Genomic DNA, 14,212 nt, shown 5'->3' on the forward strand with positions numbered 1-14,212 from the left:
TGACAGTGGCGGGGGGAGTGACTGATTGCTGACTCGGCGCGATAAACCATCGCCCATAAAAAAGGCCGCTGCAAACGCAGCGGCCAAGGTAAGACGTTGGATCAAGGAGCTACAAATCAACGTCAGTGAACACCGGGGGCGATGGATCGAAAACGCTTCGGTCCATCAGAAAACGGTTGCCGACGACTCGGTCGCGGACTTTGTGCTTCGTGGCGGTCTGCCGTGAAAGCCCGCTCAGAATAAGGGCTTGAAGCCAAAGGAAAAATAGCGATTCCGGACATGCACTGTTACGGGGCATGTAACAGTGCAGTGCTTCACCATGGCCATCATCCGTTGCGTTGATAGTGGCTCATCCAGCCAACTCATGACCGGCGCAAAGCCTTGCCGCAGGCGGGGATTCATCCTTTCGAGCGACAGCGCGAATACCTCCTTGGTGCGCTTATCGTCCCTGTGCGGCGGCAGTAGGGTGGGGCCTTCTGTCACTCACCGGGGAAGACGCATGACAAAAACAACAATGCGCGCCATCTTCAAACCGCAGGCGCTGGCGGCTGCGGTCGCCTTGGGTTGCTGTGCCCAGGCCCATGCGATCGATTTCAACATCGGCGAAATCGAAGGCACGTTCGACTCATCGCTGTCGGTCGGCGCGAGCTGGGGCATGCGCGATGCGGACAAGTCGCTGGTCGGCACGGTCAATGGCGGTACGGGCCAGTCTTCGACCGGTGATGACGGGCGCTTGAACTTCAAGAAGGGCGAGACCTTTTCCAAGATCTTCAAGGGCATCCACGACCTCGAATTGAAGTACGGCGACACCGGTGTGTTCGTACGTGGCAAGTACTGGTACGACTTCGAACTCAAGGACGAGGACCGCGAATTCAAGCCCATCAGCGACAAGGGCCGCAAGGAAGGCGCCAAATCCTCTGGCGGGCAGATTCTCGATGCGTTCGTCTATCACAACTACTCCATCGCCGATCTGCCGGGCACCGTGCGGGCCGGCAAGCAGGTGGTGAGCTGGGGCGAAAGTACCTTCATCGGCAACTCGATCAACAGCATCAACCCGATCGACGTTTCGGCGTTCCGTCGGCCTGGCGCGGAGATCAAGGAAGGCCTGATTCCGGTGAACATGCTGTTTGGCTCGCAAAGCCTGACGGACAAACTTTCGGTCGAGGGCTTCTATCAGCTGGAGTGGGACCAGACCGTTCTCGACAACTGCGGCACCTTCTTCGGTGTCGACGTCGCGGCGGATGGTTGCAACCATGGTTACACCGTCGCCAATCCGGCGATCGCCCCGCTGGCACCGGTGGCCGCCGCTTTCGGACAACCCATTGAAGTCACGCGCGAAGGCGTCGTCGTGCCCCGTGGCGGTGATCGCGATGCACGGGATTCCGGGCAGTGGGGTACGGCGCTGCGCTGGCTCGGCGACGATACCGAATATGGCCTCTATTTCCTCAACTACCACAGCCGTACGCCCACGGTTGGCACCACCACGGCCGGCCTGTCGACTCTGGCGGCATTGCCGGGGATGGTCAGCACCGCCAATCGCCTGGCCCCCGGCAGCGGTTCCGGGCTGGCGCAAAGCGTGATGCTCGGGCGCGGCCAGTACTACCTCGAATACCCGGAAGACATCCGTCTGTATGGCGCGAGTTTCGCCACCACATTGCCCACCGGCACTGCGTGGACCGGCGAGCTCAGCTACCGCCCCAACGCTCCGGTGCAGGTCAACACCAACGACCTGACCCTGGCCTTGCTCAACCCGATCGCCGGCGGCGCGGCATCCCCGTTGACCACCTCGCCGGGCGCCGACAACAAGGGTTATCGGCGCAAGGAAGTGACGCAACTGCAGAGCACCCTCACGCATTTCTTCGATCAGGTGCTGGGTGCCGAACGCCTGACCGTGGTCGGTGAGGCGGCGGTGGTCCGGGTCGGTGGTCTGGAGTCGCGCAGCAAGCTGCGTTACGGCCGTGATTCGGTGTACGGCCAGTACGGTTTCGGCGGCGACACTGGTGGTTTCGTCACCTCGACCTCCTGGGGCTATCGCGCCCGGGCCATCCTCGACTACGCCAACGTGATCGGCGGGATCAACCTCAAGCCCAACCTGTCCTGGTCCCACGACGTCTCCGGTTACGGCCCCAACGGGCTGTTCAACGAAGGCGCCAAGGCAATCAGCGTCGGGGTCGATGCCGACTACCGCAACACCTACACCGCGAGCCTCAGTTACACCGACTTTTTCGGCGGCGATTACAACGTCCTCACCGACCGTGACTTCGTGGCCCTGAGCTTCGGCGTGAACTTCTGATCTGCCCGAGAAGGATGAAATCAATGCGCAAAATGATTCTGCAATGCGGTGTCCTGGCTCTCAGTCTGCTGGCCGCCAACGTGATCGCGGCGGTGTCGCCGCAAGAGGCCGACAAACTCGGCACCAGCCTGACGCCGCTGGGTGCGGAGAAGGCCGGTAACGCTGATGGTTCGATTCCGGCCTGGACCGGTGGCATCCCGAAAAACGCCGGGGCGGTGGACAGCAAAGGCTTTCTCGCCGACCCGTTCGCCAACGAAAAACCACTGTTCACCATCACTGCGGCCAACGTCGACCAGTACAAGGCCAAGCTTTCCGAAGGCCAGGTGGCGATGTTCAAACGCTATCCCGACACCTACAAAATTCCGGTCTACCCGACCCATCGCACGGTCGCCGTGCCGCCGGAAATCTACGAGTCGGCCAAACGCAGCGCACTGAACGTGACTTCGATCAACGACGGCAACGGCCTGGCCAATTTCACCGGCAATCGCTACTACGCCTTCCCGATTCCGAAGAACGGTGTCGAGGTGCTGTGGAACCACATCACCCGTTACCACGGTGGCAACCTGCGCCGGATCATCACCCAGGTGACCCCGCAAACCAACGGCAGCTACACACCGATCCGCTTCGAGGAAGAGATTGCCGTGCCGCAGTTGATGAAGGAGCTGGATCCGGAACAGGCAGCCAACGTGCTGACCTTCTTCAAGCAGTCCGTGACTGCCCCGGCACGTCTGGCCGGCAATGTATTGCTGGTGCACGAAACCCTCGACCAGGTGAAAGAACCGCGTCTGGCGTGGATCTACAACGCCGGTCAGCGCCGGGTTCGCCGTGCGCCGCAAGTCGCCTACGACGGCCCGGGCACCGCCGCCGATGGCCTGCGTACGTCGGACAACTTCGACATGTTCTCCGGCGCGCCGGATCGTTACGACTGGAAGCTGATCGGCAAGAAGGAAATGTACATTCCGTACAACAGCTACAAACTCGATTCACCGAAGCTCAAGTACGACGACATCGTCAAGGCCGGGCACATCAATCAGGACCTGACCCGTTATGAACTGCACCGGGTCTGGGAAGTGATCGGCACGGTCAAGCCGAGCGAGCGACACATCTACGCCAAGCGCCACATGTACATCGACGAGGACAGCTGGCAAGTAGCACTCGCCGATCACTACGACGGTCGCGGACAGTTGTGGCGGGTGGCCGAAGGGCATGCCCAGTACTACTACGATCACCAGGCCCAGGCCTACACCCTGGAAGCGCTCTACGACATCATCGCCGGTCGCTACATTGCCCTGGGCATGAAGAACGAGGAGAAGCACAGCTTCGAATTCGGCTTCGAAGCCAAGGCGGCCGACTTCACTCCTTCGGCCCTGCGCGCCGAGGGCGTCCGGTAAGGGGAGCGATACACTCGCGAGACAAAAGGCGACCGGTTGGTCGCCTTTTTTATGGGCAGCAATCAGCGTACTGAATACTCGTCAACAAGCATCGGGGAGAGGGCTAGGGTGAACGTACAACGATAAAAAGGCGCACCCGATGACCGCCATGACACCCCGTCTGGATCGAGCAGATTTTTTTCCGAGACTTTCTTCCCATCACCTGCCACGTCCGCGACTTTGCGATGCACTGCTTGAGTCGACGGCACGGGTCAAACTGATCTGCGCGCCGGCCGGCAGCGGCAAGACCGCGCTGCTCACCGAATGCCTGCTGCAGGCGCCCGTCAATTGCACCGTCTGTTGGTTGCCGCTGGCCGGTGCATCCTTGAGCGCTGGCGGATGTTGCGAACGACTCGCGCAAGCAATGGGGCTGATAACCTCGGACGAAGCGTCACTGCTGTATGAACTGGCGCGACGGTCTACGGTGACCTGGGTGCTGATCGACGATTACTGCCGATACCCGGAGCCGGCGCTGGATGCGTTGCTCGACCGGATGCTGGCGATCAGCAGTCCGGCCGTGACGTGGTGGATCGGCACGCGACGGCGCCCAACCTGCAACTGGCCGCGCCTGCTGCTCGACGATGCCTTGTACGAATGTGAAGGCACGGCGTTGGCGCTGACCCGGGACGAGATTGCACAAGTGTTGCGTCACTTGCCTCCGGCCCAGGCCGACAGCGTGGCCGGGCGCATCTTCCAGCGCAGCGGCGGTTGGTGCGCCGGGGTGCGGATGCTGTTGATGCAAAAATGCGACTGGTCGCAAAAGACCTTGCCGCAGCAACGCATGGACACCTTGCTGGACTACCTGCAACACGAACTGTTCAGTGGTTTGAGCCCGGAACTGGCCGAGGCCTGGCGGGTGCTGGCGCATTTGCCGCGGTTCAATGCCAGCCTGTGCGATCACCTGTTCGGTGCCGGCGATGGAGCGCAATGGATGCGCAGCCTGCAAACGCTCGGGTGTTTTATCGAGCCCTGGCAAGGGGCGCCGGACTGGTTGCAGGTGTGTGCTCCGCTGTCGCGTTTGATGCGCGACGAACCATGGCCTGCAGGGCGGTCCTGGCATCGCCGGGCCTGTCAGTGGTTTGCTGCCGGGCAGCATTGGAAATGTGCGTTCGAGCAGGCGTTGCTGGCCGAGGAGTACGAGGTCGCGGTGAGTCTGTTGCAGCACTTCAGTTTCGAGCATCTGTTCGAGGAGCAGATGGTTGTGCTTTTGTTGCGTCTTTATGAGCAACGCGGCGAGGAACTGCTACTGGGCTCTGCGCAATTGGTCGGGTTGATCGCGGCAGCGCTGCTGTTCGCCGGACGATTTGCGCAGGCGGCAGATTGCATCGGGCAACTGTCGCGTTTTTTGCCACCGACGTCGGCTGGCCAGCAACGGCAATTGATCGCTCGCTGGCAGGCTCAGCAAGGCTGGCTGTTACACCTGCAAGGACGGATGGAGGAGGCGCGTGATCATTTCGAGCAAGCCTTGAACGATCTGTCATCGCAGGCCTGGACCGCGCGTCTGCTGTGTCTGTCGGGCCGCACTCAGCAGGCGTTGCTGTGCGGTGATCTGGAGTTGGCTCACTCTATCAATCGTGAAGCGTTGTGCCTGGCTCGGGCTGAGGGCTCACTGTTGTTCGAAGCGTTGCTGGAGCTTGATCATGCTCAATTGCTGGAGCAGCGTGGCGCGTCGGCCCGAGCCGAAGAGTTGCTGGCTAATCTTTGCGAAATGCTTGGCTCGTCCGTCGAGCGACCGACGCCGCTGCTGGGGCGTATCGCCCTGCGTCGTGGACGTCTGGCGTTGAACATGGGACAGCAGGAACGGGCCGCCAAGTTCTTTCAGCAAGGGCTCGACGATTGTCTGCCAAGTTTTGATAAACGTGTGCTTTACGGCTTTCTCGGTCAGGCGCAACTGGCCGCCGATCAGGGTGATTACGCTCACGCCTTCATGCGACTACGGGACGCCGAACGGTTGATGCAGCAGCGGCAGATTCCGGACACGGTCTATCGCGGCGTACTGTTGCAGGTCAGCAGCGAGTTCTGGCTGCAACAAGGACGCCCCGAACTGGCGCGCGAGGCGTTGAGTCGTGTGCTCAGGCACTATCGCGGCCCAGGTGCACGGCAGGCGCCGCCGGCGACGCTGGAGCTGATTCCGCGCATCGAGTGTTTGTTGATTCTGGCCGAGACCCGGTTGCAGCAGGCGCAACAGCCAATGGTGCGATTGCAGTCTTTGCTCGAGCAGGCTCAGTCTTGCCGGATGATCGTTCTGGAAACCGAGCAGTTGCTGGCAATGTGTGAGGTGGCATTAATCCTTAATGATCGGGAAGCTGCCCGACTGTATTTCGACAAGGGACGAATGCTGGCCCGCCAGTTCAACTTGCAGCGTCTGGTCATGAAGTTTGATGAGGCTGCTTCGGACATTCGATCTGAATCATTATCCGAAGATCAGTTTTTTGATGGCGGCGATAGTGAGAATTCATTAAGCCTGAGAGAGTCGCAAGTGTTGGGGTTGATTGCGGAGGGAAGTTCTAATCAACAAATAGCGGACAAGTTGTTCATCTCGTTGCATACCGTTAAAACTCATGTCCGGCGAATTCATGTAAAGTTGGGTGTCGAGCGCCGGACGCATGCCGTGGCACGCGCGAGAATGCTGGGTTTGTGTTGTTAACGGTCAGTTAATTAAAGTGTTGGTTTTTTTTAAGTTTGATCCTTTAAACGTCTTGCAAAGGGCTGTGGGTATTTTTATTGGCTTTGCTCCGGTTAAGTTGTTTGCACGGCTTGGGCGATATTTTGTCGTCTGGTTATCACGTGTAATAACGGAGTTTTGTTATGAGTACAATGGAAAGGCTTTCGGCGGAAAAACATCTGGTTGAAGTCAATCGGCGGAGAGACGACCTGGAAGGTTTACTGGGGAAACTACCGTCGTTCAAATCACTGCTGCAGGATCTGGTGTTAAAGGAACTTCAACAGTTATCGCCGGACATTTACATCAGCAAAACGTACATCACCGCCCGGCGTCCGGAGATTGCGAATCCGCAACCGACCGGGTTGCTGATGGACGTGTTCATGCAGTGCCTGGTGTCCGGCAAGGCGCCCGTCTATGACACCCATCTGTACGGCGTCTACGACTGGCCTGACTCCACGGATGAAGAGGACCGGATTCACGGGCTGGACGTGGTAGCCGTCGGTTCGTTGATCGGTAATGTGCTGGAATCGCTGGCGCAGAAGTACACGCCCTTGCTGGCGCAGTACTGGTCGGTTTCTTCAGGCAAGGACGACAAGGGACGTGAGCTGGCTTCGCGCAGCCGTCAGTTGCAGGATGTCTATGCAGCGCTGTTCTGGCAGGAATTGGGCGCGACGGTGCAGATGCAAGGCGTCCGACCGGAGGTCGAGGAAAGCTATGCCGTCTACATCAGGGGTACATCCCTGACTCCGGCCTACAGTCTTTCACTGCAACTGGAAAGCGGTCGATTCGCAACGCTTGCCGGTTGCTTCGTCACCTACCTCACAGGTCGCTCCATCACCGAACTGGTGCCAGACGATGACGAATGGGTTGTCCTCTACACCTCCGTGAACGGTCTGGAAACGTTCCGCACCTCCGCCATGATGCATCAAGCGCTGGAGCAACGCCTGGGCAATGCAGACAGTCGGGCGCAACTGCTCAGAAGCGTTTCACAGGAAGATGCCGGGCAGGTCAGGAGTGTTCCGGACATCCGTTACCTGAACATTCAAGGCGAACTCTTCCAGACCCTCACAGCACAGCTTCTTGATAAACAACAACGAGACATTGCTTACCATCTTCGCCAGCTACAGGCACCGGACGGGGATCGACCCGCTCTCGTCCGTGCGGTCGAGAGTGCACACCATCAGCAAGCGGTCATCGACGCTGCCAGGGGGCGGGTCGCCAGGCTACTGGCCCTGATGAACCGAAACGCCCGGCCGCAATGGATGACGGATGCCACCGCCAACCATCAGGAAATGTTCGCTTCTCTGGAAAAGGAACTGCTCGGGGGGCAGGTGAGCCTGCATGAAGCCATGGGTGGGGTGTCTTCTTTTCAGGACTACGTGCACGGCGTCGTCGAAACCCACATCAGCGCGGGCGATACCCGGCGAGTGGACCCTGATACTGTCTGGGTGACAGTGCAACATTCGTTGCGCATGGGCTCTCGGCGTATCGAACATGTCGAGCGTAAAACCCTGACGCAGTTGTTCATGTACGGCGTGCATGACACGGCGGCTCCCTACACGATCAAGCTCGAAGCCTTTCACGACAATCCGCGACTGACGGCTTCCAATATCGAACTCGCCATCCGCCAGTTTGATCTGCGTGTGCAATATGCCAATGAGCGCAATCAGCGTTTCGCACAGGCGCGGATCCGCGAAGCCATGCGCGAAGTCCTGGGGCAGGAAATTGCACTCAGCCACTTCGCCGCCGTCCTGCAAAAACACATCGGCCCGCAAGCGCAGAACATGGTGCAGCAGTATCTGTATGGCGACCCGGGAGCCGAAGCGTTTGGCGTTGCGTTTCGTCAGCGCTACAAACCGCTCAAGGACATGATTGCGTTTCGTGCAAGGGGGCCTGCGCCAGACCGTCAATTACATGTGCTGTATGCGCCGGGTGCACCGACCGGGCAGCAGTGGTACGAATTCTCCGATCTGACGGGGTTGAAACGACAGTTCATCTCCTGGGGATTCGAGCCACGGGATCGTGAGTTCCTGACCGGTCAGGCTTTCAGCAAGGACCGCGCTGCTTTCGTGAAAAACGAACTCTCTTATGTCGAGCCAGGCCCTGTGTTTCAGCCATGGTGGTGGGGCGGTGTCACCTTGGTCGAGTGGACTCGGGGGTACGGTGAAGGGCCTCTGATGGGGGCCATTCATGAAATCATCGATTGGGAAATCGCTGAAGAACAGGTGGCCACGCCCGTCTGGTACAGGAATGCGGCGTCGCGGGATCGAGAGATGCTTACCCGAGTGAACACGGATTTCAAGGCGCTCTACGAACTGTCGAAAGAGGAGCTGAATATCCCTACGCTGGTTTCTTTTTCACGAGACCAGGTGATGGAGCGGTTGAACAGTCATCTGCGTCGGACTAACCCGAATCATCCACCAATCGATCCTGATCGCATTGATGTCAAGGTGAAAGGGCAGGACTGGATGACGCTCACCCATCTCTTCGTTCAATGGCAGCTTTGGCCAGGCGATGATCAGGTGGCATTCGTTTCCAGGGATGGTTCTTCACTGGGAGATCTGAATGCGGCAGTCGTCAAATCGTTGATCGGTTTGCGGCCGGGCATGATGTATGAGTGGCACCTGGTCGATCGTTTCGCCAACGGCCCTTCGCTGGATCTCAAGGCGAAACTGTTCTGCAAGCTCAAGCAGAACGAAATGCTCAGGGCCGCATTGACCCAGAAGATGCAGGGCTCTCTGTCCTCCGAGCAGTTCAATTGGCTCGCGGGACTGGTCGAAGGACTGGATCATGACCGTCCTCATGAACTGGATCCGTTCAAGCCGGGCACTACCCCGCAGGATGGTATCTACACACTGGTTCTTGAAGGGCGACGCATTGAGGGCGCTTATACGTTCGGACGCCGGGTGGCGGGGAAGCTGCAGCTGCTGGTCTATGTTCCGAAGGCTCCGGATGGCCTGAGCTTCCGCCCACTTGAGTCCTTGACTCTGGGGCTCAAGGATGTCGACCTGGGAAATCACGTCATTGCATTGACCAGGCTCGAACACCGGAGTGTCGTACAGAACTTTGTCATTCGCTGCCAAAACGCTTCAGGCGCTCTCCCTGCCCCTGCGTTGAACAACAGTTCTGTCGTGACCCATTTCAAGTTCGAATTCGACAGCATGGTTTCGCGTGTGCTCAGCGACGTTGACTATCAAACCACCACACCTGCCGAGCGATTCTGGAACACGGTTATGGTGATCACCGAGCTTGCGGTGGATATCGTCTCGCTGTTTGTCCCGCCGGTGGGACTGGTGAACAGCATCGTGCGAATCACAGGGTCGATCGTCCGGGGCATCGTTGCCTACAGCCTGGGTGATGATGAAGCCGGCAAGAACCATCTCACCTCGGCCTGGAGAAGCTCCATTCTCCTGTATGTGGGGGTTGTGGCAGGCGTTGGCGGATCTGTTTCGGCAGTGGGGCTGTTGTCGCGAGTCAAGGATATTTCCGAGATCGTGTCGACTGCGACCGGGGTGCCGGTGGGAATTGGTTATGTCACCGCCGTGGTTTCTCCCTATTTGATCGCGGACAGTAAAACCCGAATCATCGGCTGACCCCTTGCCTCGTCAATCTGGCTGATAACCCATCCGCCAGCTCACGGCCCGCGTCGCAGCCAATAACCGCTGCGCCGCCGGGCCGTTTTCGTCGGCGTGGAACAGCGAGGTCGGGCCGACGATGGTCAACACCGCCGCGATCTGCCCGAGGGCGTTGAACACTGGTGCTGACAAGGCATCGACACCGGGCATCAGCAAGCCGTGCACATGATGCAGACCGCGTTCGCGGATCTGTTCGCACAACGCCGCATAGGCTTTTTCGTCCGCCAGCGGATGGCCGCCGCTGGCGATTTCCTGTTCGCGCAATTCGTCGGTTTCCCGATGCGGCAGGTAGGTGCTGAACACCAGACCGGTGGATGAACTGAGCAGCGGCAACACCGAGCCCAGTTGCGTCACCACCGTCACCGCGCGCACCGCCGGCTCGATGTGCACCACGGTTGCGCCCTGATTGCCCCAGACCGCCAGAAAGCAGGTTTCGTTGAGTTCATCGCGCAGTTCGGCCAGCGGCAGGGCGGCGACTTTCAGCACGTCCATACTGTTGAGTGCGGCCAGGCCCACACGCAGGGCTTCACGGCCGAGGCCGTAGTGGTTGGTGGCGGTGTTCTGTTCGGCGAAACCGCTGGCGATCAATGCCTGTAAATAACGGTGAACCTTGCTCGCCGGCATCTGCACATGTTCGGCCAGGCGCGACAGCGAAGTGGAGGGCGACAACTCGGCCAGGGCCTTGAGGATGTCGGTGCCGACTTCGGCGGAGCGGACTTTCTGTTTGCCGTTGCTGTCGCTGGTTTTTTCCATGGTGCTGCCGTGTCCCGGAACGAATGGGCGTCTTTATAGCTTGACGCTGGATAGCGAGCAAATTACGTTATGCGTAATTGAATTACGATAAAAATAACCCCGGCGTGCCAAGACCTCTGATCCAGAGCGTCCGGCCATGCCGACTCCCTGTTCAGGAGGCTCCATGAACCTCGATTCAGCCCTGGCTTACCAGTCCGGTTTCGGCAACGAATTCAGCTCCGAAGCGTTGCCCGGCGCACTGCCCGTCGGCCAGAACTCCCCGCAGAAAGCCCCTTACGGTCTGTACACCGAACTGTTCTCCGGCACCGCGTTCACCATGACCCGCAGCGAAGCGCGGCGCACCTGGATGTACCGGATCCAGCCGTCGGCCAATCACCCGGCGTTCGTCAAACTCGAGCGGCAACTGGCGGGCGGCCCATTGGGTGAAGTCACCCCCAATCGCCTGCGCTGGAACCCGCTGGAAATTCCGGCCGAACCGACCGATTTCATCGACGGTCTGGTGAGCATGGCGGCCAACTCCGCTGCCGAAAAACCGGCCGGCATCAGCATCTATCACTATTGCGCCAACCGTTCGATGGAGCGCGTTTTCTTCAACGCCGACGGCGAGTTGCTGCTGGTGCCGCAATTGGGTCGTCTGCGCATCGTCACCGAACTGGGTGTGCTGGAAGTGGCGCCGCTGGAAATCGCCGTGCTGCCACGGGGCCTGAAATTCCGCGTCGAACTGCTCGACCCGCAAGCGCGCGGTTACATCGCCGAGAACCATGGTGCACCGCTGCGCCTGCCGGATCTGGGGCCGATCGGCAGCAACGGTCTGGCCAATCCACGGGATTTCCTGACCCCGGTCGCCGCCTACGAAAACTTTCAGCAACCGACCACCCTGGTGCAGAAATTCCTCGGCCAGTTGTGGGGCACCGAACTCAATCACTCGCCGCTGAACGTGGTCGCCTGGCACGGCAACAACGTGCCGTACAAATATGACCTGCGCCGCTTCAACACCATCGGCACCGTCAGCTTCGATCACCCGGACCCGTCGATCTTCACCGTGCTCACGTCGCCGACCAGCGTCCACGGTCTGGCCAACCTCGACTTCGTGATCTTCCCGCCGCGCTGGATGGTGGCCGAAAACACCTTCCGTCCGCCGTGGTTCCACCGCAATCTGATGAACGAGTTCATGGGCCTGATCCAGGGCGAATACGACGCCAAGGCCGAAGGCTTTGTGCCTGGAGGAGCGTCCCTGCACAGTTGCATGAGCGCCCACGGCCCGGACGGCGAGACCTGCACCAAAGCCATCAACGCGGACCTGAAACCGGCGAAGATCGACAACACCATGGCCTTCATGTTCGAGACCAGTCAGGTGCTGCGCCCAAGCCGCTTTGCCCTCGACTGTCCACAACTGCAACCCAATTACGACGCCTGCTGGGCCACGCTGCCCGCCACGTTCGACCCGACCCGGAGATAACCCATGACGCAGAATTCCATCACCCGCAGTTGGGTCGCTTCGGCCAACGGCCACACCGATTTCCCGCTGCAGAACCTGCCGCTGGGCGTGTTCAGCATCGACGGCTCGGCGCCTCGCGCGGGCGTGGCGATTGGCGAACACATCTTCGATCTGCAAGTGGCGCTGGAGGCCGGTCTGTTCGACGGCGTCGCGCGCAGTGCGGTTGAAGCCATGCATGGCGGTCAGTTGAACGCATTCTTCGAACTCGGCCGCGACGCTCGCGTTGCCCTGCGCGAACGTCTGCTGGAACTGTTCAGCGAAGGCAGCACTCACCGCGGCAACATCGAAGCCCAGGGTGCGAAACTGCTGCCGCTGGCCGCCGATTGCCATCTGCACCTGCCGGCGCGCATCAGTGACTACACCGACTTCTACGTCGGCATCGAGCACGCGCAGAACGTCGGCAAACTGTTCCGCCCGGACAACCCGCTGCTGCCGAACTACAAACACGTGCCGATCGGCTACCACGGTCGTGCATCCACCGTGCGTGCTTCCGGCACCGACGTGCGCCGTCCGAAAGGCCAGACCCTGCCGGCCGGTGCTACCGAGCCGACTTTCGGTCCGTGCGCGCGGCTGGACTATGAGCTGGAGCTGGGGATCTGGATCGGTCAGGGCAACGAGATGGGCGAGTCGATCGCCATCGGCGATGCCGCTGAACACATTGCCGGTTTCTGCCTGCTCAACGACTGGTCGGCCCGTGACATCCAGGCCTGGGAATACCAGCCGCTCGGCCCGTTCCTGTCCAAAAGCTTCATCACCAGCGTGTCGCCGTGGGTGGTGACCGCCGAAGCGCTGGCGCCATTCCGCACCGCGCAACCGGCGCGCCCGGAAGGTGATCCGCAGCCATTGCCGTACCTGTTCGACAAGCGTGATCAGGATGGTGGTGGTTTCGATATCGAGCTGGAAGTGCTGCTGCTCACCGAGAAAATGCGCGAGCAGAACCTGCCGGCCCATCGCCTGACTCTGAGCAACACCCGCTACATGTACTGGACCGTCGCGCAAATGGTCGCGCACCACAGCGTCAACGGCTGCCAGTTGCAGGCCGGTGACCTGTTCGGATCGGGCACTTTGTCCGGCCCTGAAAACGGCCAGTTCGGCAGCCTGCTGGAAATCACCGAGGGTGGCAAAAAGCCAATCGAGCTGGCTTCCGGTGAAGTGCGCAAGTTCCTTGAAGACGGTGACGAAATCATCCTGCGCGCTCGCTGCGCCCGCGAAGGTTTTGCCTCGATCGGTTTCGGCGAATGCCGTGGCACTGTGCTGGCGGCACGCTGACAGGAGCGGTTCATGGACCTCTATACCTATTACCGTTCCACTTCGTCATACCGTGTACGGATCGCGCTGGCGCTCAAGGGCCTCGATTATCAGGCGTTGCCGGTCAATTTGATCGCACCGCCCGGTGGTGAGCATCGGCAACCGGCGTACCTGGCGATCAATCCGCAGGGCCGGGTGCCGGCGCTGCGTACCGATGACGGCAAGTTGCTGATTCAGTCGCCGGCGATCATCGAGTATCTGGAAGAGCGTTATCCACAGGTGCCATTGCTGCCCGTCAATCTGGTGACCCGCGCGCAGGTGCGCGGGGTTGCATCGGTGATTGGCTGCGACGTGCATCCGTTGCACAACGTCAGCGTGCTCAATCGCCTGCGCGGTCTGGGGCATGACGAGCCGCAGGTGAACGAGTGGATCGGCCACTGGATCAGCCAGGGGTTGGCGACGGTGGAGCAGTTGATCGGCGACAGCGGTTTCTGTTTCGGCGAGTGGCCGTGCGTGGCGGACGTGTACCTGATCCCGCAGTTGTACGCGGCCGAACGCTTCAATGTTTCGCTGGAGGCGTATCCACGGATTCGTCGAGTGGCCGGGTTGGCCGCTGAACATCCGGCGTTCATCGCGGCGCATCCGGCGAATCAGCCGGACACGCCGAAGTAGCATTTGATGGCTCCCGTG

General features: G+C 60.1%; 8 protein-coding genes. 7 read left to right on the forward strand and 1 reads right to left on the reverse strand.

From position 1 onward, the window contains the following. Positions 1–499: 499 nt before the first annotated feature. The 4 genes from AC07VV_RS27645 to AC07VV_RS27660 all read left to right on the forward strand — a co-directional run bounded on the left by AC07VV_RS27645 (position 500) and on the right by AC07VV_RS27660 (position 9,981). The gene (locus AC07VV_RS27645; RefSeq protein ID WP_096819067.1) at positions 500–2,293 is read left to right on the forward strand and encodes a DUF1302 domain-containing protein; all 1,794 of its coding nucleotides are present in this window, start codon (positions 500–502) and stop codon (positions 2,291–2,293) included. 23 nt (positions 2,294–2,316) lie between these two features. Beyond that, a complete protein-coding gene (locus AC07VV_RS27650; RefSeq protein WP_495038050.1) occupies positions 2,317–3,684 on the forward strand; it encodes a DUF1329 domain-containing protein in 1,368 nt (455 codons plus the stop codon). A gap of 139 nt (positions 3,685–3,823) precedes the next feature. Beyond that, on the forward strand, positions 3,824–6,370 hold the full coding sequence (locus AC07VV_RS27655) for a helix-turn-helix transcriptional regulator (protein WP_495038051.1): 2,547 nt from the start codon (positions 3,824–3,826) through the stop codon (positions 6,368–6,370). 161 nt (positions 6,371–6,531) lie between these two features. Next, positions 6,532–9,981 (forward strand): dermonecrotic toxin domain-containing protein, encoded by a 3,450-nt coding sequence (locus AC07VV_RS27660; RefSeq protein WP_495038052.1) that lies wholly within the window; start codon positions 6,532–6,534, stop codon positions 9,979–9,981. A gap of 12 nt (positions 9,982–9,993) precedes the next feature. On the opposite strand, the gene AC07VV_RS27665 is transcribed toward AC07VV_RS27660, so the two are convergent. Next, positions 9,994–10,776, reverse strand: a complete 783-nt coding sequence (locus tag AC07VV_RS27665) for an IclR family transcriptional regulator (protein ID WP_495038053.1) — start codon at positions 10,774–10,776, stop codon at positions 9,994–9,996. A 163-nt stretch (positions 10,777–10,939) separates the two neighbouring features. On the opposite strand from AC07VV_RS27665, the gene hmgA reads away from it, so the two are divergent. From hmgA to maiA, 3 genes are read left to right on the forward strand one after another with little or no spacing between them, the layout of a single operon-like run. Further along, positions 10,940–12,235 carry a homogentisate 1,2-dioxygenase gene (gene hmgA / locus AC07VV_RS27670; RefSeq protein WP_495038054.1) on the forward strand — a complete coding sequence of 432 codons (1,296 nt, stop codon included), beginning with the start codon at positions 10,940–10,942 and terminating at the stop codon, positions 12,233–12,235. Positions 12,236–12,238: 3 nt separating this feature from the next. Next, a complete protein-coding gene (gene fahA, locus AC07VV_RS27675; protein ID WP_495038055.1) occupies positions 12,239–13,543 on the forward strand; it encodes a fumarylacetoacetase in 1,305 nt (434 codons plus the stop codon). Between the two features lie 12 nt (positions 13,544–13,555). Beyond that, positions 13,556–14,194, forward strand: a complete 639-nt coding sequence (gene maiA, locus AC07VV_RS27680; RefSeq protein WP_495038056.1) for a maleylacetoacetate isomerase — start codon at positions 13,556–13,558, stop codon at positions 14,192–14,194. The last annotated feature ends 18 nt before the right edge of the window (positions 14,195–14,212 follow it).

It is taken from the genome of Pseudomonas sp. GW821-FHT02C04, assembly GCF_059421845.1.

Excerpts from the sequence above, each read along its gene's own strand:
- AC07VV_RS27645 (WP_096819067.1), top strand. The coding sequence starts at position 500 with ATGACAAAAACAACAATGCGCGCCATCTTCAAACCGCAGGCGCTGGCG.
- AC07VV_RS27650 (WP_495038050.1), top strand. The coding sequence starts at position 2,317 with ATGCGCAAAATGATTCTGCAATGCGGTGTCCTGGCTCTCAGTCTGCTG.
- AC07VV_RS27655 (WP_495038051.1), top strand. The coding sequence starts at position 3,824 with ATGACCGCCATGACACCCCGTCTGGATCGAGCAGATTTTTTTCCGAGA.
- AC07VV_RS27660 (WP_495038052.1), top strand. The coding sequence starts at position 6,532 with ATGAGTACAATGGAAAGGCTTTCGGCGGAAAAACATCTGGTTGAAGTC.
- AC07VV_RS27665 (WP_495038053.1), bottom strand. The coding sequence starts at position 10,776 with ATGGAAAAAACCAGCGACAGCAACGGCAAACAGAAAGTCCGCTCCGCC.
- hmgA (WP_495038054.1), top strand. The coding sequence starts at position 10,940 with ATGAACCTCGATTCAGCCCTGGCTTACCAGTCCGGTTTCGGCAACGAA.
- fahA (WP_495038055.1), top strand. The coding sequence starts at position 12,239 with ATGACGCAGAATTCCATCACCCGCAGTTGGGTCGCTTCGGCCAACGGC.
- maiA (WP_495038056.1), top strand. The coding sequence starts at position 13,556 with ATGGACCTCTATACCTATTACCGTTCCACTTCGTCATACCGTGTACGG.